This is a genomic window from Pseudomonas citronellolis (assembly GCF_029335315.1).
GTDB classification, from domain to species: domain Bacteria; phylum Pseudomonadota; class Gammaproteobacteria; order Pseudomonadales; family Pseudomonadaceae; genus Pseudomonas; species Pseudomonas citronellolis_A.
On the sequence record NZ_JARJLT010000199.1, the window covers coordinates 24332 to 45335 of the forward strand.

At 68.5% G+C, this 21004-nt stretch carries 20 protein-coding genes and 1 other RNA gene; 15 read left to right on the forward strand and 6 right to left on the reverse strand.

Annotation, left to right across the window (positions count from 1 at the left end; translation table 11 throughout):
- Positions 1-12 precede the first annotated feature (12 nt).
- The 4 genes from P3W75_RS15410 (at position 13) to P3W75_RS15425 (ending at position 5522) form a co-directional block, all read left to right on the forward strand.
- Positions 13-1047 carry an extracellular solute-binding protein gene (locus P3W75_RS15410; protein WP_276228229.1) on the forward strand — a complete coding sequence of 345 codons (1035 nt, stop codon included), beginning with the start codon at positions 13-15 and terminating at the stop codon, positions 1045-1047.
- Positions 1048-1207: 160 nt separating this feature from the next.
- Entirely contained in the window at positions 1208-2665 is a 1458-nt protein-coding gene (locus P3W75_RS15415; protein ID WP_276228230.1) for an amidase, read from the forward strand.
- Positions 2666-2688: 23 nt separating this feature from the next.
- Positions 2689-4002, forward strand: a complete 1314-nt coding sequence (locus P3W75_RS15420; protein WP_276228231.1) for a malonyl-CoA decarboxylase — start codon at positions 2689-2691, stop codon at positions 4000-4002.
- Positions 3999-5522 (forward strand): malonate--CoA ligase, encoded by a 1524-nt coding sequence (locus P3W75_RS15425; RefSeq protein ID WP_276228232.1) that lies wholly within the window; start codon positions 3999-4001, stop codon positions 5520-5522. The genes P3W75_RS15420 and P3W75_RS15425 overlap by 4 nt, the downstream gene beginning before the upstream one ends.
- Positions 5523-5876: 354 nt before the next feature.
- Here the strand turns inward: P3W75_RS15425 and P3W75_RS15430 are convergent, their stop codons facing one another.
- The gene (locus P3W75_RS15430; RefSeq protein ID WP_276228233.1) at positions 5877-6854 is read right to left on the reverse strand and encodes an NADPH:quinone oxidoreductase family protein; all 978 of its coding nucleotides are present in this window, start codon (positions 6852-6854) and stop codon (positions 5877-5879) included.
- A gap of 124 nt (positions 6855-6978) precedes the next feature.
- On the opposite strand from P3W75_RS15430, the gene P3W75_RS15435 reads away from it, so the two are divergent.
- From P3W75_RS15435 to P3W75_RS15450, 4 genes are all read left to right on the forward strand, one after another.
- Positions 6979-7416, forward strand: coding sequence for a flagellar basal body-associated protein FliL (locus tag P3W75_RS15435; protein WP_430765380.1), 438 nt, complete (start codon positions 6979-6981; stop codon positions 7414-7416).
- A 140-nt stretch (positions 7417-7556) separates the two neighbouring features.
- The gene (locus tag P3W75_RS15440; RefSeq protein ID WP_276228234.1) at positions 7557-8630 is read left to right on the forward strand and encodes an HlyD family secretion protein; all 1074 of its coding nucleotides are present in this window, start codon (positions 7557-7559) and stop codon (positions 8628-8630) included.
- Entirely contained in the window at positions 8627-11368 is a 2742-nt protein-coding gene (gene rbbA / locus P3W75_RS15445; RefSeq protein ID WP_276228235.1) for a ribosome-associated ATPase/putative transporter RbbA, read from the forward strand. Before P3W75_RS15440 ends, rbbA begins: the two co-directional genes overlap by 4 nt.
- Entirely contained in the window at positions 11368-12492 is a 1125-nt protein-coding gene (locus tag P3W75_RS15450; RefSeq protein ID WP_276228236.1) for an ABC transporter permease, read from the forward strand. The genes rbbA and P3W75_RS15450 overlap by 1 nt, the downstream gene beginning before the upstream one ends.
- 202 nt (positions 12493-12694) lie before the next feature.
- On the opposite strand, the gene P3W75_RS15455 is transcribed toward P3W75_RS15450, so the two are convergent.
- Complete coding sequence (locus P3W75_RS15455; RefSeq protein ID WP_276228237.1) at positions 12695-13150, reverse strand: EVE domain-containing protein; 456 nt, start codon at positions 13148-13150, stop codon at positions 12695-12697.
- 183 nt (positions 13151-13333) lie between these two features.
- Here P3W75_RS15455 and P3W75_RS15460 point away from each other — a divergent pair, with 183 nt between their 5' ends.
- Positions 13334-13465 carry a hypothetical protein gene (locus P3W75_RS15460; protein WP_276228238.1) on the forward strand — a complete coding sequence of 44 codons (132 nt, stop codon included), beginning with the start codon at positions 13334-13336 and terminating at the stop codon, positions 13463-13465.
- Between the two features lies 1 nt (position 13466).
- On the opposite strand, the gene P3W75_RS15465 is transcribed toward P3W75_RS15460, so the two are convergent.
- The 4 genes from P3W75_RS15465 to P3W75_RS15480 all read right to left on the reverse strand — a co-directional run bounded on the left by P3W75_RS15465 (position 13467) and on the right by P3W75_RS15480 (position 14849).
- Positions 13467-14108 carry a 5-formyltetrahydrofolate cyclo-ligase gene (locus P3W75_RS15465; protein WP_276228239.1) on the reverse strand — a complete coding sequence of 214 codons (642 nt, stop codon included), beginning with the start codon at positions 14106-14108 and terminating at the stop codon, positions 13467-13469.
- A 10-nt stretch (positions 14109-14118) separates the two neighbouring features.
- Positions 14119-14297, reverse strand: a non-coding RNA gene (gene ssrS, locus P3W75_RS15470) — 6S RNA.
- Positions 14298-14328: 31 nt separating this feature from the next.
- Positions 14329-14643, reverse strand: coding sequence for a cell division protein ZapA (locus tag P3W75_RS15475; protein ID WP_276228240.1), 315 nt, complete (start codon positions 14641-14643; stop codon positions 14329-14331).
- Entirely contained in the window at positions 14640-14849 is a 210-nt protein-coding gene (locus P3W75_RS15480; protein WP_276228241.1) for a TIGR02449 family protein, read from the reverse strand. The genes P3W75_RS15475 and P3W75_RS15480 overlap by 4 nt, the downstream gene beginning before the upstream one ends.
- A gap of 184 nt (positions 14850-15033) precedes the next feature.
- Between P3W75_RS15480 and P3W75_RS15485 the strand changes: the two genes are divergently transcribed.
- The 6 genes from P3W75_RS15485 (at position 15034) to P3W75_RS15510 (ending at position 20972) form a co-directional block, all read left to right on the forward strand.
- Positions 15034-15588, forward strand: a complete 555-nt coding sequence (locus tag P3W75_RS15485; protein ID WP_276228242.1) for a UPF0149 family protein — start codon at positions 15034-15036, stop codon at positions 15586-15588.
- Between the two features lie 9 nt (positions 15589-15597).
- A complete protein-coding gene (gene pepP / locus P3W75_RS15490) occupies positions 15598-16935 on the forward strand; it encodes a Xaa-Pro aminopeptidase (protein WP_276228243.1) in 1338 nt (445 codons plus the stop codon).
- Position 16936: 1 nt separating this feature from the next.
- Positions 16937-18121, forward strand: coding sequence for a 2-octaprenyl-6-methoxyphenyl hydroxylase (gene ubiH, locus P3W75_RS15495; protein ID WP_276228244.1), 1185 nt, complete (start codon positions 16937-16939; stop codon positions 18119-18121).
- Between the two features lie 9 nt (positions 18122-18130).
- A complete protein-coding gene (locus P3W75_RS15500; protein ID WP_276228245.1) occupies positions 18131-18613 on the forward strand; it encodes a DUF4442 domain-containing protein in 483 nt (160 codons plus the stop codon).
- Positions 18614-18635: 22 nt separating this feature from the next.
- Positions 18636-19853, forward strand: a complete 1218-nt coding sequence (locus P3W75_RS15505; RefSeq protein ID WP_276228246.1) for a 2-octaprenyl-3-methyl-6-methoxy-1,4-benzoquinol hydroxylase — start codon at positions 18636-18638, stop codon at positions 19851-19853.
- Positions 19854-19970: 117 nt separating this feature from the next.
- Positions 19971-20972 carry a Fe(3+) ABC transporter substrate-binding protein gene (locus P3W75_RS15510; RefSeq protein ID WP_276228247.1) on the forward strand — a complete coding sequence of 334 codons (1002 nt, stop codon included), beginning with the start codon at positions 19971-19973 and terminating at the stop codon, positions 20970-20972.
- Positions 20973-21004: the final 32 nt, after the last annotated feature.

The window sequence follows — 21004 nt, forward strand, 5'->3', positions numbered from 1 at the left end:
CTCGGAGTCAACATGAGCAAGTCGATCGCCGTCATCGCCGCCACCCTGTCGCTGAGCCTGGCCGGCGCGGCCAACGCCGCCGGGCAGGTCAACGTCATCAGCTGGAGCGGCTACTTCTCGCCGCAGATCCTGGAGAAGTTCGAGAAACAGACCGGCATCAAGGTCACCGTGGATTCCTACGACTCCAACGAGACCCTGCTGGCCAAGCTCAAGCAGGGCGGCAGCGGCTACGACGTGGCCATTCCCTCGCACCAGTTCGTGCCGATCCTGGTCCACGAGAACCTGCTGGAGCGCTTCGACCCGATCAAGCAGCCGTACTACGCGAACATCGTCGACAACCTGCAGAAACCCACCTGGGACCCGGAGGGTGGCTACTCGGTGCCCTTCATCTGGGGCACCACCAGCGTGGTCTACGACACCGCCACCTACAAGGGCCCGGCGGACAGCTACGCGCTGCTGTTCCAGCCGCCGCAGGAGCTGCAGGGCAAGATCAACATGCTCGACTCGGTCAACGAGGTGATGGACACCGCCAGCCTGTACCTGGGCATCCCCGCCTGCAGCGAGGACCCGAAACAGGTGCAGCAGGTGCTCAGCCTGCTCAAGGCGCAGAAACCCTTCGTCAAGACCTACAGCTCCAAGGCCGGCTCGGTGCGCGAGAACCTGGCTTCCGGCGAAACCTCGATGTCGCTGTTCTGGGGCGGCTCGTCGCTGCGCGCCCGGGAGATGAAGCCGAGCCTGAAGTACCTCTACCCGAAGGAAGGCGTGATGGCCTGGGTAGATAACCTGGTGATCCCCAAGGGCAGCAAGAACCCCGACGCCGCCCGCCAGTTCATCGCCTTCATGAGCCAGCCGGAGAACTCCGCGCTGACGCAGAACTTCCTCAAGCACCAGAGCCCGATCAAGGGCACCGACGCCTTCCTCGACCCGAGCCTGAAGGACGCCCCGGAGCTGCACATCCCCGAGGGCACCAAGGTGGTCTTCAGCCAGACCTGCGGCGAAGGCGCGATCCGCCTGGCCGACCGCCTGTGGACCAACCTGATGCGCTGATCGAAGGCGCTGCGCCCCCGCGTTCGCGGGGGTGACGGGGTGGAGCGGGGCGCCGGCGGGCGCCGTGGCTTCGCTCACCACGCCAAAAGTCGCATCTGCACAAACATCGTTCCGTCATTCCCGCGAACGCGGGAACCCAGTAAACAAAAGGCCGCGTCACATGAGCCAGAACCCGAAGATCAGCCCCCTCGTCCAGCTCCAGGCACACGAACTGGCGCAGCTCATCCGCCTGCGCCAGGTCTCCTGCCGCGAGGTGATGGGCGACTACCTGGCGCACATCGAGCGCTTCAACCCGGCGGTCAACGCCCTGGTCAGCCTGGAGCCGGCCGAGCGCCTGCTGGCCCAGGCCGACGCGCGCGACGCCGAACTGGCGCGTGGCGAGTACCGGGGCTGGATGCACGGCCTGCCGCACGCGATCAAGGACCTGTCGCTGACCAGGGGTATCCGCACCACCCTGGGTTCGCCGCTGTACCGCGACTACGTGCCCGAGCGCGACGGCATCATGGTCGAGCGCGTGCGCGCCGCCGGCGCCATCCTCATCGGCAAGAGCAACACCCCGGAATTCGGCCTCGGCTCGCAGAGCTACAACCCGCTGTTCGGCGCCACCGGCTGCGCCTACGACCCGACCCGCACCGCCGGCGGCAGCAGCGGCGGCGCGGCGGCCGCGGCGGCCCTGCAACTGGTGCCGGTGGCCGACGGCAGCGACATGATGGGCTCGCTGCGCAACCCGGCGGCGTTCAACAACATCATCGGCTTCCGCCCGTCCCAGGGCCGCGTGCCCTTCGACGACGCCGCCGACCTGTTCTTCGACCAGCTCGGCTACGAAGGCCCGATGGGCCGCAGCGTGCGCGACGTGGCCCTGCTGCTGTCGGTGCAGGCCGGCGCCGACGCCCGCGCGCCGCTGTCCATCGCCGAATCCGGCGCGGCCTTCGCCGGCCCGCTGGAGCGCGACTTCAAGGGCGCGCGCCTGGGCTGGCTGGGCGACCTCGGCGGCCACCTGCCGATGGAGCGCGGCGTGCTGGAGCTGTGCCAGCATTCGTTCGCCGACTTCCAGGCCATCGGCTGCGAGGTCGAACCCTGCGAGCTGGGCTATTCCGCCGAGCGCCTGTGGGACTGCTGGCGTACCCTGCGCCACTGGTTCGTCGCAGGCTCCTTGGGCGCGGCCTACGCCGACCCGGGCAAGCGCGAACTGCTCAAGCCCGAAGCGCACTGGGAAGTGGAGAACGGCCTGCGCCTGTCGGCCATGGACGTGTACCAGGCCACGGTGGCGCGCAGCGACTGGTACCGCGCCATCCAGCGCCTGTTCGAGCGCTACGACTACCTGCTGCTGCCCAGCGCCCAGGTGTTCCCGTTCGACAAGGCCCAGCACTGGCCGCAGGAAATCGCCGGCCGCGCCATGGACACCTACCACCGCTGGATGGAAGTGGTGATCCCGGCCACCCTGTCCGGCTGCCCGGTGGCCAACGTCCCGGTAGGCTTCAATGAACAGGGCTTGCCCATGGGCCTGCAGATCATCGGCCGGCACCAGGCCGACATGGCCGTGCTGCAACTGGCGCACGCCTACGAGCAGGCCACCCACTGGTACCGCCGCTGCCCGCCGCCGCTCCTGGCGCAGTGACGCGCGGCACAGAAGGAGGCTCCATGAACGTCAGCTTCTTCCAGGAACTGTTGCAGAGCATCAGTGAGCGCGGGCGCCAGTTGCTGGAGTCCCGCGAGCCGGCGCCGATCAGCGCGGCGACCCTGCTCGAAGCCAGCCGTCGCCTGCTCTCCGGGCACGGCGAGGCGTCCGGCGTGGCGCTGGCGCGGCAGGTGCTGTGCGCCTACCGCGACTGTCCGGTGGAGCAGCAGAAGGCCTTCTTCGACAACCTGCTGAACGACTTCGCGCCGCCCCGTGAAGCCCTCGCCGACGCCTGCCGGCGCTACCTGGAGCAGCCCGGCGCCGAGCAGGTCACCGCGCTGTTCGAGGCCTGCGAGCCGCCGCGCCAGGAATTGTTCCGCCGCCTCAACCAGGCCCCCGGCGGCACCGCCGAGCTGATCGCCATGCGCCGCCTGCTGTTGCAGGAACTCAAGGCGCGGCCGCAACTGGCGGCGGTCGACCACGACCTGCAGCACCTGCTGGCCTCCTGGTTCAACCGCGGCTTCCTGGTGTTGCGGCGCATCGACTGGTCGACCCCGGCGGCGATCCTGGAAAAGATCATCCGCTACGAGGCGGTCCACGCCATCAAGGACTGGGACGACCTGCGCAGCCGCCTGCAGCCGGCCGACCGGCGCTGCTTCGCGTTCTTCCACCCGGCCTTGCCGGAGGAACCGCTGATCTTCGTCGAGGTGGCGCTGACCCGACAGATGCCGGCGGCCATCGCGGCAATCCTCGAGCCGCGCAACGAGGCCGCCGAGGCGCCGGACACCGCGGTGTTCTATTCCATCAGCAACTGCCAGGAGGGCCTGCGCGGCATCTCCTTCGGCAACTTCCTGATCAAGCAGGTGGTGGAGGAGCTGGCCCGCGAAGTGCCGGGGCTCAAGCAGTACGTCACCCTTTCGCCGGTGCCCGGCTTCCGCCGCTGGCTCGACAGCCAGGCCGAGCGCGCCGAAGTCGCCGAATGCCTGAAGGCGCTCAAGCCCGACGCGCCGCCACCGCCGCGCCTGGAACAGCCGCTGCTGGCGCTGGCCGCCGAATACTTCCTGCGGGCGAAGAACGCCCAGGGCCAGCCGCTGGACCCGGTGGCGCGCTTCCACCTCGGCAACGGCGCGCGCCTGGAACGCCTGAACTGGCGCGGCGACCTTTCCGCCGGCGGCCTGCGCCAGGCTGCCGGGCTGATGGTCAACTACCGCTACGAATTGCGTCAGATCGAAAAAAACCACGAAGCCTACGCCAACCAGGGCACGGTGATCGCCGCCAACGAGGTCAAGCGTCATCTCCCGCCACCGGCCAAGCCACGCCGCCAGGACAAACCATGAACCAGAGCCTTTTCGCCGCCATCGGCGAGCACCTGCCCGAAGACCTCAGCAAGCCCTTCCTCCGCACCCCGGAAGGCGGCGGCTACAGCTACGCCGAGATGCTGCGCAGCAGCGCGCAGTTCGCCCACGCCCTGGTGGAGCTCGGCGTGAAGCCGGGCGACCGCGTCGCCGTGCAGGTCGACAAGAGCCCCGAGGCGGTCATGCTCTACCTCGGCACCCTGCGTGCCGGCGCCGTCTACCTGCCGCTGAACAGCGGCTACACCGCCGACGAACTGAGCTACTTCCTCGGCGACGCCGAGCCCTCGCTGTTCGTCTGCGCCCCGGCCTTCGAGGGGCAGGCCCGGGCGCTCGCCGAGCAGTGTGGCGTGGCTCGCGTGGCCAGCCTTGGCCAGCGCTGCGAAGGCAGCCTGATGCCCCACGTGGAAGGCAAGCCGGGGCGCTTCCTCGATGTGCAGCGTAGCGCCGACGACCTCGCCGCGATCCTCTACACCTCGGGCACCACCGGGCGCTCCAAGGGCGCCATGATCAGCCACGGCAACCTGGTCTCCAACGCCCGCGCGCTGGTCCAGGCCTGGGCCATCACGGCGGACGACTGGCTGCTGCACGCGCTGCCGATCTTCCACATCCACGGCCTGTTCGTGGCCATCAACAGCCTGCTGATGGCCGGCGGCTCGCTCCTGTATGTGGACAAGTTCGACGCCGCGCAGGTGCTGCAGCTGTTGCCCCAGGTGAACCTGCTGATGGGTGTGCCGACCTTCTACACGCGCCTGCTCGACCAACCCGGCCTGACCCGCGAGGCGGTGGCGCACATGCGCCTGTTCGTCTCCGGCTCCGCGCCGCTCACCGCCGAGACCCACAAGGCTTTCCGCGAGCGCACCGGGGTGGCGATCCTGGAGCGCTACGGCATGACCGAGACCGGCATGAACACCTCCAACCCGCTGGACGGCGAGCGCATCGCCGGCACCGTCGGCTTCCCGCTGCCGGGCGTGGAGCTGCGCATCACCGACCCGACCGAGAAAGAGGCGAAGCTGCTGCCGCAGGGCGAGCCGGGGATGATCGAGGTGCGCGGCGCCAACGTGTTCCGTGGCTACTGGCGGATGCCGGAGAAAACCGCCGAGGAATTGCGCGCGGACGGTTACTTCATGACCGGCGATATCGGTTTCATCGACGACAAGGGCTACGTGCAGATCGTCGGGCGCAGCAAGGACATGATCATCAGCGGCGGCTACAACGTGTACCCGAAGGAGCTTGAGCAGATCATCGATACCCTGCCGGGCGTGGCCGAGTCGGCGGTGATCGGCCTGCCGCACCGCGACTTCGGCGAGGGCGTGACGGCGGTGGTGGTGGCCAAGCCGGGCGAGGCGCCGAGCGAGGACGCGATCCTGGCCGGCCTCGACGGCAAGCTGGCGCGCTACAAGCAGCCCAAGCGGGTGCTGGTGGTGGACGCGCTGCCGCGCAACGTGATGGGCAAGGTGCAGAAGAACCAGCTGCGCGAGCGCTTCAAGCAGTTGTACGGCTGAACGTAGGGCGGATAACCGTTCGCGGTTATCCGCCGTTGGCCCCGGCACCGAGGTCGACGGCGGATCACGGCTTTTCGTAGGAGCGAGGGGGACGCCCAGTTCTTGCTCGCGAACGGGCGTTTGTCGGTGGCGCTTGGTGCTCATCCCGAAGAGCACCCTCTCCCCAGCCCTCTCCCTGAAGGGAGAGGGGGCCGTTCGGTGTGAAGTGCAATACCGGCGCTCATTGCAGCTCCGGTATTGCCGGCGAAAGCCAATATGCCCGTTGGCACGGATAGTCCCCTCTCCCTTCAGGGAGAGGGTTAGGGAGAGGGAACGAGGCCCATCCCCCACACCGCTACATCAGGCCGAACACCCTCAGCGCACCTGCACCACCACCTTCCCGACAGCCCGACGCTGCCCCAGGTGGTTGATCGCATTCGCCGCCTTCTCCAGCGGATAGGTCTGCGACACCAGCGGCTTCAGCTTGCCCTCGGCGAACCACTGGAACAGCTGCTGGAAGTTCGCCGCGTTGTCCTGCGGCTGGCGCTGGGCGAAGGCGCCCCAGAACACGCCGACCACCGAGGCGCCCTTGAGCAGCGGCAGGTTGGCCGGCAGCGAGGGAATGGTCCCGCTGGCGAAGCCGACCACCAGCAGGCGGCCGTTCCAGGCGATGCTGCGGAAGGCTTCCTCGAACAGCTCGCCGCCCACCGGGTCGTAGATCACGTCCACGCCCTGGCCGCCGGTGATTTCCTTGAGCTTGTCCTTCAGGCTGCCTTCGCTGTAGTTGATCAGCACGTCGGCGCCGGCGGCCTTGGCCACTTCCAGCTTGGCATCGCTGCTGGCCGCGGCGATCACCTTGGCGCCCATCGCCTTGCCGATCTCCACCGCCGCCAGGCCCACGCCGCCGGAGGCGCCGAGCACCAGCAGGGTCTCGCCCGGCTGCAGGTTGCCGCGTTGCTTGAGCGCGTGCATCGAGGTGCCGTAGGTCATGCCGAACGCGGCGGCGGTGGTGAAGTCCATGCCCGCCGGGATCGGCAGCACGTTGTAGCCGCCCACCGCGACCTGCTCGGCGAAGCTACCCCAGCCGGTCAGGGCGATGACCCGGTCGCCGGGCTTCACGTGGCTGACCTTCTCGCCGACCGCGGCGACCACGCCGGCCGCCTCGCCGCCCGGGGCGAACGGGAAGGGCGGCTTGAACTGGTACTTGCCCTCGATGATCAGGGTGTCGGGGAAGTTCACCCCGGCGGCGTGGACGTCCAGCAGAACCTCGTTCTTCTTGGGCTCGGGGCTGGCGACGTCTTCCAGCACCAGGGTTTCGGCGGGGCCGAAGGCTTTGCACAGCACGGCTTTCATCGGAGGTACTCCTTTCGTGTAATGCCCGGCAGTGTAGGAGTGGCATGGCGGGGGGCAAACGAGTATGGCCCCGGCTTATGCCGCTGCATAACCGTCGGGCTTGGGTCGCGCGCCCGGTATGGCTATGCTTGCCGGCATCGTGCATGGAGAAGTCGCCTTGAGAGCCCTGATCGCCCTGTTGCTGGTCCTGTCCTTCACCCCCGTGATGGCGGAGGAGGAAGCCAAGCCGGAAGACGCCAACAAGCCGCTGTTCGTCGACCTCACTCCCGCGCTGGTGGGCAACTACGGCAGCGGGCCCAAGCTCAAGTACTTCAAGGCCGACATCGCCCTGAAGGTCACCGGCAAGGAGGCCCAGGACAAGGTCGAGCACCATGAGCCGCTGATCCGCAACCAACTGATCATGCTGTTCGCCCAGCAGACCGACGAGACCCTCGGCAGCGTCGACGCCAAGGAAAAGCTGCGCCAGGAGGCGCTCAAACAGGTACAGACGGTCCTCAACGCAGAGGAAGGGAAGCCGCTGGTGGACGATCTGTTGTTCAACAACCTGATCGTGCAGCCGTGACGTAAAGCAGGAATCGTGCGCAGTCGCCGGGTGTTCAGGGCCTTAAACCGGCGGCTCTGACCTGCATCAAGGTCTTTTCCCCTCCCTTCGCTGAAGATCCCTACATGATTTGTCGAAATGGCCGACGAGCAGGGGGTACGATGAAGGGCAATTCGAAACGCTGGCTGTTCCGTGGCGCGATAGTCGCGGCTTGTGCGCTGGTCGCCGCGCTGGCCTGGCAGACGCTGAAACCGAACGGCCTGGGTGAAGGCTTCGCCGGCGGCAACGGGCGCATCGAGGCCACCGAAGTGGACGTGGCCACCAAGCTGCCCGGCCGTGTCGCCGAGATCAAGGTGGACGAGGGCGACTTCGTCAAGCTCGGCGAGGTGGTCGCGCGCATGGACACCCAGGTCCTGGAAGCGCAGCTGGCCCAGGCCCAGGCCGAAGTGCGCCAGGCGCAGAACGCCAAGCTCACCGCCGGCTCCGTGGTGGCCCAGCGCAACAGCGAGAAGAGCACCGCCGAAGCGGTGGTGGCGCAGCGCCAGGCCGAACTCACCGCCGCGCAGAAGCGCTTCAGCCGCACCGAGCAGCTGGTCAAGCGCAACGCGTTGCCGCAACAGCAACTCGACGACGACCGCGCCACCCTGCAGAGCGCCCAGGCCGCGCTGGCCGCTGCGCGTTCCCAGGTGGTCTCGGCACAGGCGGCGATCGAGGCCGGGCGCTCCCAGGTGATCGAGGCGCAATCGGCGATCGAGGCGGCCACCGCCAGCGTCGCCCGGCTGCAGGCCGACATCGACGACAGCCTGCTGCGCGTCCCCCGCGACGGCCGCGTGCAGTACCGCGTGGCGCAGCCCGGCGAAGTGCTCGCCGCCGGCGGCAAGCTGCTCAACATGGTCGACCTCACCGACGTCTACATGACCTTCTTCCTGCCCTCCGCCCAGGCCGGCCGCGTGGCTCTTGGCCAGGAAGTGCGCCTGGTGATCGACGCGGTGCCGCAGTACGTGATCCCGGCCAAGGTCTCCTATGTCGCCAGCGTCGCCCAGTTCACCCCGAAGACCGTGGAAACCGCCAACGAGCGCGAGAAGCTGATGTTCCGCGTCAAGGCGCGCCTCGATCCGGGCCTGCTGGAGAAGTACGTCACCTATGTGAAGACCGGTGTGCCGGGCATGGCCTACCTGCGCCTGGACCCTGAAGCGCAGTGGCCGGACAACCTGCAGATCAAGGTCCCGCAATGAACGTCGCGCAGGCGGTGGCCAGCCTGGCCGGCGTCTCCCTGCGCTACGGCGCGACCCGCGCGGTGGACGACGTCAGCCTGGACATCCCGGCCAACTGCATGGTCGGCCTGATCGGCCCGGACGGCGTCGGCAAGTCCAGCCTGCTGGCGCTGCTGGCCGGCGCGCGCAAGCTGCAGGACGGCCAGGTGCAGGTGCTCGGCGGCGACATGCGCGACGCCCGCCACCGCCGCGCGGTGTGCCCGCGCATCGCCTACATGCCCCAGGGCCTGGGCAAGAACCTCTACCCGACGCTCTCGGTGTTCGAGAACGTCGACTTCTTCGGCCGCCTGTTCGGCCACGACAAGGCGGAGCGCGAGCGGCGCATCGCCGACCTGTTGCAGAGCACGGGCCTTGCGCCCTTCGCCGAGCGTCCGGCGGGCAAGCTGTCCGGCGGCATGAAGCAGAAGCTCGGGCTGTGCTGCGCGCTGATCCACGACCCCGACCTGCTGATCCTCGACGAGCCCACCACCGGCGTCGACCCGCTGTCGCGCAACCAGTTCTGGGAGCTGATCGGGCGCATCCGCGCCGGCCGCCAGGGCATGAGCGTGCTGGTGGCCACCGCCTACATGGAGGAAGCCGAGCGCTTCGACTGGCTGGTGGCGATGGACGAAGGCAAGGTGCTGGCCACCGGCACCCCGGCGCAGCTACGCGAGCAGACCGCCACGCAGAATCTGGAGGCGGCCTTCGTCGCCCTGCTGCCCGAGCGCAAGCGCGCCGGCTACCACGAACTGGTGATTCCACCCCGCCCGCACAACGAGGGCGCGCCGCAGATCGCCATCGAGGCCGAGGGGCTGACCTGCCGCTTCGGCGATTTCGTCGCGGTGGACCACGTCAGCTTCCGCATCGAGCGCGGGGAAATCTTTGGCTTCCTCGGCTCCAACGGCTGCGGCAAGTCCACCACCATGAAGATGCTCACCGGCCTGCTGCCGGCCAGCGAAGGCAGCTGCGCGCTGTTCGGCCAGCCGGTGGACGCCAACGACATGGAGACGCGCCGGCGGGTCGGCTACATGTCCCAGGCCTTCTCGCTGTACGCCGAACTGACGGTGCTGCAGAACCTCGAACTGCACGCCAAGCTGTTCCACCTGCCGCCCGCCGAGATCGAGCCGCGGGTAGAGGAAATGCTCGCGCGCTTCGACCTCGGCAAGGTCCGCGACGAGCTGCCCGACAGCCTGCCGCTGGGCATCCGCCAGCGCCTGTCGCTGGCGGTGGCGGTTATCCACAAGCCGGAAATCCTCATCCTCGACGAGCCGACCTCGGGCGTCGACCCGGTGGCCCGCGACGGCTTCTGGCAGCTGATGGTCGAGCTGTCGCGGCGCGACGGGGTGACCATCTTCATCTCCACCCACTTCATGAACGAGGCGCAGCGCTGCGACCGCATCTCGCTGATGCACGCCGGCAAGGTGCTCGACAGCGACACCCCGCAAGGCCTGATCGACAAGCGCGGCCTGCCGACCCTGGAAGCCACCTTCATCGCCTACCTGGAAGAGGCCGCCGGCGGCGCCGCGACGCCTCCCGTGGCGCCCGAGGCGCCGGTCAGCGCCGCGCCGGCCGCCACGCCGCGCGCGCAACGCCAGCGCTTCAGCCCGCTGCGCCTGTTCAGCTACGCGCGGCGCGAATCCATGGAGCTGCGCCGCGACCCGATCCGCCTGACCCTGGCGCTGCTCGGCACGGCGCTGCTGATGTTCATCATCGGCTACGGCATCAACATGGACGTCGAGGACCTGTCCTACGCGGTGCTCGATCGCGACCAGACCACCACCAGCCAGGCCTACGCGCTGAACATCGCTGGCTCGCGCTACTTCATCGAACACCCGGCGATCAGCGACCCGGACGACCTCGACCGGCGCCTGCGCAGCGGCGAGCTGAGCCTGGCGGTGGAAATCCCGCCGAACTTCGGCCGCGACCTCAAGCGCGGCGACGATCCGGCCATCGGCGTGTGGATCGACGGCGCCATGCCCACCCGCGCCACCACCGTGCAGGGCTACGTGCAGGGCCTGCACACCAGCTACCTGGCCGACCTCGCCCGGCAGAGCGGCAACGCAGAGGCCAGCGCGGCGGCCAGCACCGAGCTGCGCTACCGCTACAACCCCGACGTGGAGAGCCTCAAGGCCATGGTCCCGGCGGTGATCCCGCTGCTGCTGATCATGATCCCGGCGATGCTCACCGCCCTGGGCGTGGTGCGCGAGAAGGAGCTGGGCTCGATCACCAACCTCTACGTCACCCCGGTGACGCGCCTGGAATTCCTGCTCGGCAAGCAGCTGCCGTACATCGGCATGGGCATGGTCAACTTCGTGCTGATGCTGGCCATGGCGGTGCTGCTGTTCCAGGTGCCGCTCAAGGGCAGCCTGCTGGCGCTGAGCATCGGCGCGCTGCTCTATGTGATCACCAGCACCGGCCTCGGGCTGCTGCTGTCGACCTTCATGAAGAGCCAGATCGCCGCCGTGTTCGGCACCGCCATCGCCACCATGATCCCGGCGATCCAGTTCGCCGGGCTGATCCACCCGGTGTCTTCGCTGGAGGGCGCGGCGGCGCTGATCGGCAAGCTGTACCCGACCTCGCACTTTCTGATCATCAGCCGCGGGGCCTTCTCCAAGGCGCTGGGGCTGGCCGACCTGTGGCCGTACTACCTGCCGCTGCTGGCCTCCATCGTCGTGCTCACGCTGCTCAGCGTGGCCCTGTTGAAGAAGCAGGAGGACTGATGCGCAAGCTGGCCAACATCTTCAACCTGGGCATCAAGGAATTCCGCAGCCTGTGCCGCGACTACGCGATGCTGATCCTGATCGCCTGGGCCTTCACCCTGGGCGTCTACAGCTCCGCCACCGGCGTGCCGGAAACCTTGCACCACGCGCCCATCGCGGTGGTCGACGAAGACCAGTCGCAGCTTTCCTCGCGGATCATCAACGCGTTCCAGGCCCCGTACTTCCGTACCCCGGAAATGATCGGCCACGCGCAGATGGACCGCGGCATGGACACCGGCCTGTACACCTTCACCCTGGACATCCCGCCGGACTTCCAGCGCGACGTGCTGGCCGGCCGCCAGCCGGCGATCCAGGTCAACGTCGACGCCACCCAGACCGGCCAGGCGTTCTCCGGCGCCGGCTACATCCAGAACATCATCGCCACCGAAGTGCGCGAGTTCGTCGGCCGCTACCGCGCCGAGGCGAGCATGCCGGCGGAACTGGCGGTGCGCATGGAGTTCAACCCGAACCTGACCCAGGCCTGGTTCGGCGCGGTGATGGAGGTGATCAACCAGATCACCATGCTGTCGATCATCCTCACTGGCGCGGCGCTGATCCGCGAGCGCGAGCACGGCACCGTCGAGCACCTGCTGGTGATGCCGCTGACCGCGTTCGAGATCATGCTGGCCAAGGTCTGGTCGATGGGCGTGGTGGTGCTGGTGGCCGCGGCGCTGTCGCTGCAGCTGGTGGTGCGCGGCTGGCTGGACGTGCCGATCAGCGGCTCGGTGGCGCTGTTCCTGCTGGGCGCGGCGCTGCACCTGTTCGCCACCACCTCGATGGGCATCTTCCTCGGCACCGTGGCGCGCTCGATGCCGCAGCTGGGGCTGCTGGTGATCCTCACCCTGATGCCGCTGCAGATCCTCTCCGGCGGCACCACGCCGCGCGAGAGCATGCCGGAGCTGGTGCAGAACATCATGCTGTTCGCCCCGACCACGCACTTCGTCAGCCTGGCCCAGGCCATCCTGTTCCGCGGCGCCGGGCTGTCCATCGTCTGGCCGCAACTGCTGGCGATCGTCGGCATCGGCGCGGCCTTCTTCGGCGGCGCGCTGTGGCGCTTCCGCAAGACCATTTCGCAGATGGCTTGAGGTTGGGGCTTGCTCGTGAACGGGCGCCTGCCGGTTCCTTCGGTGCGAGGTTGAGTTCCGTTCCCTCTCCCCAGCCCTCTCCCTGAAGGGAGAGGGCTGGGGAGAGGGTTGCGGAGTTCATCTTCCACACCGTACCCACCGACAGCCACCCTTCGCGAGCAAGAACTAGGCGCCCCTCGCTCCTACGAAGAGCACCAGCGCCTCAGCGCCTGGCCAACCCCAGAATGATCTGCCACTGCTCCTCGCTCACCGGCATCACCGACAGGCGGCTGCCGCGCTGCACCAGGGCCAGCTCCTCCAGCCCGGCGGCGGCCTTGATCGTGGCCAGCGGCAGCACTTCCCGGAAGGCCTCCACGAAGCTCACGTCGCGCGCGCTCCAGGGGTTCTTCTCGGCGCTTGCCTTGGGGTCGTGGTAGGGGCTCTGCGGGTCCAGCGCGGTGGGGTCGGGGTAGGGCTCGCCTTCGATGCGCGCGATACCGGCCACGCCCGGTTGCGGGCAGCTGGAGTGGTAGAAGAAGAACAGTTCGCCCGCCTGCATGCTGCGCACGAAGTTGCGCGCCTGGTAGTTGCGCACGCCATCCCAGCGCGCCGTGCCCTTGCGCTGCAGGTCGTGGATCGACAGTTCGTCGGGTTCGGATTTCATCAGCCAGTGCGGCATGAACCTTGCTCCAGTTTCGCCGTTTCGTAGGAAGCGACTGACTCCGACGACTGGAACGGGCATGCAATTGCGGGACGCTTGCCATTGTCGGAGAATGCCGCCGTTTTCAGCTTGGCGCGCCGGACGGACCAAAAACCACCGCCGGCCATCGTTGACAGTTTGCCTGGAAGGGGGAGGCAATCGATGAAGCGTAAGCCCGATCTTTTGTGGGTGCTGGTGATTATTTTCGGCCTGGGCGTTGTCACCACTGGTTACACCCAGAGCCTCTGGGACCGCCAGGGCAGCGCGCCGGTCCAGGTCACCAAACAGCCCTGATTCACTCCGCCGGTTGCCGCAGGGATCGCGGCGCCGTTGCGAGCGCGCCATACCAGCCGGCGTCGCTGACGATGCCCTGCAAGGGCACATCCCAGCTGGCCAGGTCCAGCCTGTCGACCTTCTGGCATTCGTGTGCCAGGCCCAAAAGTGTCGGTTTCCGCCAAATTTTGCGCCGCCCCAGGTATGCCAGGGTGCGGTCGTAGAAACCCTTGCCCATTCCCAGGCGTCCGCCTTGCTCATCGAAGCCGACCAGTGGCAGCAGGACCAGGTCCAGCGCCCAGGCCGCGCGCTGGCGCCCGCGATCCGGCAGCGGCTCGGCGATGCCGAAGCGGTTGCGCGTCCAGCGCTCGCCCACGCCGACGCGCTGGAAGGTCATGTGCGTGTGCGGCCAGCGGCTGAGTACCGGCAGGTAGGTGGCCTTGCCGCGTTTCTGCGCGGCCGCGAGCAGCGGGCGCGGGTCGATCTCGCCGTCGGCGGGCAGGTACAGGGCGATATGGCGGGCGCGGCGGAACAGCGGATGCTGCGCCATCTGGCGCTGCAGGGCGCGGGCGGCCTGGCGTTGCTGGTGCGGGCTGAGTGCGCGTCTGGCCTGGCGCAGCAGGCGGCGCAGGGCAGGGCGGGAGAGGTCTTGGGCGTGGATCATGGAAGGAATGAAGCTCCCCGGACATGCCGCTGTCGGGTTAGCCCTTGAACCCGAAAGTTCAAGGTGGCGGTTGCAGTAGGCTTTAAGGCTTTCCGTCGTGCGGACATGCACACCAGCCCAACTGGCAACCTCCGTTGTTGCGATTATCGGCTCAGGGACATCACCGACTGGCCAACACACCAGGGAGCGTGGCCAGTATACCCCAGGCTTTCGCTCCCGGTCAGTCTTCACTCCCGGGCTGATCGGTGGTAAGGGCGCGGTCGACGCGCTCGAGCAGCTCGCGCACCCGCTCGCGGGTGGTGCTGTGCTCGTTGTCCATGCGCTCCTGCTTGTGCAGCAGGTCGTGGGTGATGTTCAACGCGGCCATGACGGCGACGCGGTCGGCGCCGATGACTTTCCCGCTCGAACGGATCTCGCGCATCTTGCTGTCGAGGTAGCGCGCGGCGCTCTCAAGGTTGACGCGTTCGTCGGCGGGACAGGTGATGCAGTATTCCTTGTCGAGGATCTGCACGTTCAGGGTGTTCGACTGGCTCATGAGTCCTGCTCCAGGGCTTTCAGGCGCAAAATCATCGCTTCGACCTTGTGGCGCGCCAATTCGTTCTTCTCGATCAGATGAGCGCGCTCTTCGCGCCAGCTCTTCTCGTGGGACCGCAGCAGCCGGTTCTCCGCCTTGAGCTGCTCCAGGCGCTGGAGCAACTGGTCGAATTTCGCGATCAGCGCGTGCAGGTCGGCGTCTTCCATGGGCTCTCGCTTGGGCAAAGGGAATGACCGGGAACTATATAGGGCGCAGCGCCGCACGGGTCAACGCGACGCCCGTCCGACACGCCGTCGCATGGTCTGACCGCGCCCGGCGGTGCTAGGATAGCGACTCTCATTCTATGCGTAGCGCCCGATGGCGCCTAGCGTCGATATCAGGTCCCGCAGCATGTCCACAGTGAATTCCGCCTACACCGCCTTCTCCAACCTGCTCGCCGAGGCCGCGTTGCCGATCTCTCCGGCCGAGCTCCACGGCCACCTGCTCGGTCGCGTCTGCGCCGGTTCCGGCTTCGACCAGTCCGAGTGGCTGCAGGCCGCCAGCGAACTGCTCGGCGGCGACCTCGGCGAACGCCTGCAGGCGGCCCTCGGCGGCCTGCTCGGCATGGTCCAGCAGGACTTCGGCGCCGGCGAGATGGCCGTGGTGCTGATGCTGCCCAACGACGACGCGCCGCTGACCGAGCGCGCCCAGGCCCTGGGCCAGTGGTGCCAGGGCTTCCTCGCCGGCTTCGGCCTGGCGCTGCGCCAGCCGAGCCTGTCCGACGAAGCCGACGAAGTGCTCCAGGACATCGCCGCCATCGCCCAGGTCCAGGGCCAGCTGGAAGAGTCCGAGGATGGCGAGGCGGACTACATGGAAGTCCAGGAATACCTGCGGGTCGCCCCGCTGTTGCTGTTCTCCGAGTTCGGCAAGGTGCCGGCGCCGGCCGAGAAACCCTCCCTGCACTGAGGTAGCTGCATGATCCGTATCGCCAAATCGGAATTCGCCCGTCGGCGCAAGGCGCTGATGGCGCAGATGGAGCCCAACAGCATCGCCATCCTGCCGGCCGCGCCCATGTACATCCGCAACCGCGATGTCGAGCACGTGTACCGCCAGGACAGCGACTTCCAGTACCTCACCGGTTTCCCCGAGCCGGAAGCGGTGATGGCGCTGATCCCCGGCCGCGAGCACGGCGAGTACGTGCTGTTCTGCCGCGAGCGCGATCCCGAGCGTGAGCTGTGGGACGGCCTGCGCGCCGGCCAGGACGGTGCGATCAAGGACTTCGGCGCCGACGACGCCTTCCCCATCGGCGATATCGACGACATCCTCCCCGGCCTGATCGAAGGCCGCGAGCGGGTCTACTACGCCCTGGGCGCCAACCCCGAGTTCGACCGCCGGCTGATGGACTGGATCAACGTGATCCGCTCCAAGGCCCGCCAGGGCGCGCAGCCGCCGAACGAGTTCGTCGCCCTCGACCACCTGCTGCACGACCAGCGCCTGTACAAGAGCGCCGGTGAAGTGAAGGTGATGCGCTACGCCGCCGAAATTTCCACCGGTGCCCACATCCGTGCGATGCAGGCGTGCCGTCCGGGGCTCTACGAGTTCCACCTGGAAGCCGAACTGGATTACGCCTTCCGCCAGGGCGGGGCGAAGATGCCGGCCTACGGCTCGATCGTCGCCACCGGGCGCAACGCCTGCATCCTGCACTACCGGGAGAACGACGCGCAGATCAAGGACGGCGACCTGATCCTGATCGACGCCGGCTGCGAGATCGACTGCTACGCCAGCGACATCACCCGCACCTTCCCGGCCAACGGGGTGTTCAGCCCCGAGCAGAAGGCCATCTACGAACTGGTGCTGGAAGCCAACATGGCGGCCTTCGACTTCATCGCCCCGGGCCGCCACTGGAACGAAGCCCACGAGGCCACCGTGCGGGTCATCACCGCCGGCCTGGTGAAGCTCGGCCTGCTCGAAGGCGACGTCGACGAGCTGATCGCCAGCGAGGCCTACAAGGCCTTCTACATGCACCGCGCCGGCCACTGGCTGGGCATGGACGTGCACGATGTCGGCGAGTACCGCGTCGGCGGCGAATGGCGGGTGCTCGAGCCGGGCATGTCGATGACCGTCGAGCCGGGCATCTACATCTCGCCGGACAACACCAGCGTCGCCAAGAAATGGCGCGGCATCGGCGTGCGCATCGAGGACGACGTGGTCGTGACCAGGTCCGGCTGCGAAGTGCTGACCGACGGCGTGCCGAAGACCGTCGCCGCCATCGAAGCGCTGATGGCCGAGGCCGGCAAGGCGCGGGCGGCCTGAGATGCAACGCGCGCACCTGGCGATCATCGGTGGCGGCCTGGTCGGCGCCAGCCTGGCGCTGACCCTGCAGGCCGGCGCCCGCGAGCGCGGTTGGCGGATCGTGCTGGTCGAGCCGTTCGCCCCCGGCGACGCCTACCAGCCCAGCTATGACGCCCGCTCTTCGGCGCTGTCCTTCGGCAGCCGGCAGATCTACGAACGCCTCGGCCTGTGGCAGCACCTCGCCCAGCGCGCCGCGCCGATCAGCCAGATCCACGTGTCCGACCGCGGGCGCTTCGGCTCCGCGCGCCTGACGGCGGTGGAGGAGGGCGTGCCGGCGCTGGGCTACGTGGTGGAGAACGCCTGGCTCGGCCAGTGCCTGTGGCAGGCGCTGGACCGCGAGGTGGTGAGCTGGCATTGCCCGGCCGAAGTGCGCCGCCTGCAAGCCCTGGGCGACGGCTACCGGCTGACCCTGGACGACGACTCGCTGCTGGACTGCGACCTCGCCGTGCTGGCTGACGGCGGCCGTTCCGGGCTGCGCGAGCAGCTGGGCATCGGCGTGCGCCAGGCGCCCTACGGGCAGACCGCGCTGATCGCCAACGTCAGCCCGACCGAGGAACACCGCGGCCAGGCCTTCGAACGTTTCACCGAACACGGGCCGATGGCCCTGCTGCCGCTGCCGGAGAACCGCTGCGCGCTGGTCTGGACGCGCCCGCCGCGCGACGCCGAGCGCCTGCGCGACATCCCCGAGCGGCAGTTCCTCGACGAACTGCAGGCGGCCTTCGGTTATCGCCTCGGTGGCTTCCGCCAGGTCGGCGCGCGCCATTGCTACCCGCTGACCCTGAGCGAGGCCGAGGAGCAGGTACGCCCGCACCTGGTGGTGCTGGGCAACGCCGCGCACAGCCTGCACCCGATCGCCGGGCAGGGCTTCAACCTGTCGCTGCGCGACGCCCAGGCCCTGGCCGACCAGCTGCTCGGCGCCGACACCGCGCCCGGCGACTTCGCCGCGCTGCAACGCTACCTGGACGCCCAGCGTCTCGACCAGCAGATGACCGTGGGCTTCTCCGACCGCGTCACCCGGCTGTTCTCCAACGCCCAGCCGATGCTCGCCGCCGGGCGCAACCTGGGCCTGCTCGGCCTCGACCTGCTGCCCCCGGCCAAACGCTGGTTCGCCCGCCAGGCCATGGGCCTGGGCGCCCGGCCGGTCTAGGGAGAGGGCATGTCGGCACGCCGAATGGCCCGTCGCGCGCGCCTGCTGCGCATCGGCCTGAACCTCTACCCGCCCTACATCGGCGCCGGCGTGCGGGTGCGCCACATCAGCCCGGACTTCCGCGAGGTGCGGGTGAAGATGGTGCTCTCGTGGTTCAACCGCAACTACGTCGGCACCCAGTTCGGCGGCAGCCTGTACAGCATGACCGACCCCTTCTTCATGCTGATGCTGATGGAGAACCTGGGCCGCGACTTCATCATCTGGGACAAGGCCGCCAACATCGAATTCATCACCCCGGGCAAGGGGCCGGTCTACGCCGACTTCCGCATCGACCAGCAGTTGCTGGACGAGGCCCGCGAGCGCACCGCCGATGGCGGCAAGTTCCTGCCCAAGCTGCACGCCGAGGTGCGCGACGGCGAGGGCACGCTGGTCGCGCGGGTGCAGAAGACCCTCTACATCAGGCTCAAGCCGCGCCTGCGCAAGGCCGGCTGACGACATGGAAAAAGGAATGCAGATGCACGCGGATCTGGTGATTGTCGGGGCGGGGATGGTCGGCAGCGCGCTGGCCCTGGCGTTGCAGGGCAGCGGCCTGGAAATCCTGCTGATCGACGGCTCGCCGCTGAGCGTCAAGCGCTTCGACCGCGAGGCGCCCTTCGAGCCGCGCGTCAGCGCCCTGTCCGAGGCCAGCCGGCGCATCCTCCAGCGCCTGCACGCCTGGGACGGCGTCGTTGCGCGACGCAGCGAGCCCTACCGCGAAATGCACGTGTGGGACGGCTCCGGCACTGGCCAGGTGCACTTCAGCGCCGCCAGCGTGCACGCCGAAGTGCTCGGCCACATCGTCGAGAACCGCGTGGTGCAGGACGCCCTGCTGGAGCGCCTGCACGACTCCACCATCGGCCTGCTGCCCGGCGCGCGCCTGGAGCGGCTGCGGCATTCCGGCGACGACTGGCTGCTGAGCCTGGCCGACGGCCGCGAGGTGCGCACGCCGCTGGTGGTCGCCGCCGACGGCGCCAACTCGGCGGTGCGCCGCCTGGCTGGCTGCGCCACCCGCGAATGGGATTACCTGCACCACGCCATCGTCACCAGCGTGCGCTGCGCGAAACCGCACCAGGCCACCGCCTGGCAGCGCTTCACCGACGACGGCCCGCTGGCCTTCCTGCCGCTGTCCCGCGAGGGCGATGCGCACTGGTGCTCGATCGTCTGGTCGACCACCCCGGAGCAGGCCGAACGCCTGATGGCGCTGGACGACGACGGCTTCCGCGCCGCCCTCGGCCAGGCCTTCGAGGAGCGCCTGGGGGCGGTCGAGCAGGTCGACCCGCGCCTGTGTATCCCGCTGCGCCAGCGCCACGCCAAGCGCTACGTGGAGCCGGGACTGGCGCTGATCGGCGACGCCGCGCACACCATCCACCCGCTGGCGGGGCAGGGGGTCAACCTCGGCTTCCTCGACGCCGCCGTGCTCGCCGAGGTGCTGCTGCACGCCCACGCCCGTGGCGAGCGCATCGCCGACGAACGGGTGCTGAGCCGCTTCGAGCGCCGGCGCATGCCGCACAACCTGGCGATGATGGCGGCGATGGAAGGCTTCCAGCGCCTGTTCCAGGCCGACCCGCTGGCCGTGCGCTGGCTGCGCAACGCCGGCCTGCGCCTGGTCGACCGCCACCACGAGGCCAAGGGCCTGTTCGTGCGCCAGGCGCTCGGGCTGTCCGGCGACCTGCCGGGCCTGGCGCGGGTCTGAGCCGCCGCGACCCTGTGTCGCGGCGAGGTGAAACACCCGGTCACAAAGGCCGGCTCCGGGGGTAAATGCGGTTCCTTATCATCTGGCACCTCATTCCGTTACCCAGGAGTCGCCAGCATGTCGGTTCGCACAGGCCTTCTCGCATCCCTCGTCCTCACCGCCACGGCCGGCGCCGCCCAGGCCGCCGACGAAGTGGTGGTGTACTCCTCGCGCATCGATGAGCTGATCAAGCCGGTGTTCGACGCCTACACCAAGAAGACCGGCGTGCAGGTGAAGTTCATCACCGACAAGGAAGCGCCGCTGATGGCGCGGATCAAGGCCGAGGGCGCCAACACCCCGGCCGACCTGCTGCTCACCGTGGACGCCGGCAACCTCTGGCAGGCCGAGAAGATGGGCATCCTGCAGAGCTTCGACTCGCCGACGCTGGACGCCAACATCCCCGCGCAGTACCGCTCCGGCAGTGACAGCTGGACCGGCCTGTCGCTGCGCGCGCGGACCATCGCCTACTCCACCCAGCGGGTGAAGCCGGAAGAGCTGAGCACCTACGAGGCGCTGGCCGACAAGCACTGGGAAGGCCGCCTGTGCCTGCGCACGGCGAAGAAGGTCTACAATCAGTCGCTGACCGCCACCCTGATCGAGACCCACGGCGAGCAGCAGACCGAGCAGATCCTCAAGGGCTGGGTGAACAACCTGGCCACCGACGTGTTCTCCGACGACACCGCGCTGCTCCAGGCCATCGCCGCCGGCCAGTGCGACGTCGGCATCGTCAACACCTACTACTACGGGCGCCTGCACCAGCAGAAGCCCGACCTGCCGATCAAGCTGTTCTGGCCGAACCAGGGCGACCGTGGCGTGCACGTCAACCTCTCGGGCATCGGCCTGACCAGGTATGCGCCGCACCCCGAGCAGGCCAAGGCCCTGGTGGAGTGGATGACTGGCCCCGAGGCCCAGGCGCTGTTCGCCGGGATCAACCAGGAATTCCCGGCCAACCCGAAGGTCGCGCCCTCCGAGGAAGTCGCCGCCTGGGGCACGTTCAAGGCCGACAGCCTGCCGGTGGAGGTCGCCGGCAAGCGCCAGGCCGAGGCCATCAAGCTGATGGACCGGGCGGGTTGGAACTGATGGCGGCAGGCTACAGGCTGCTGGCCAGAGCG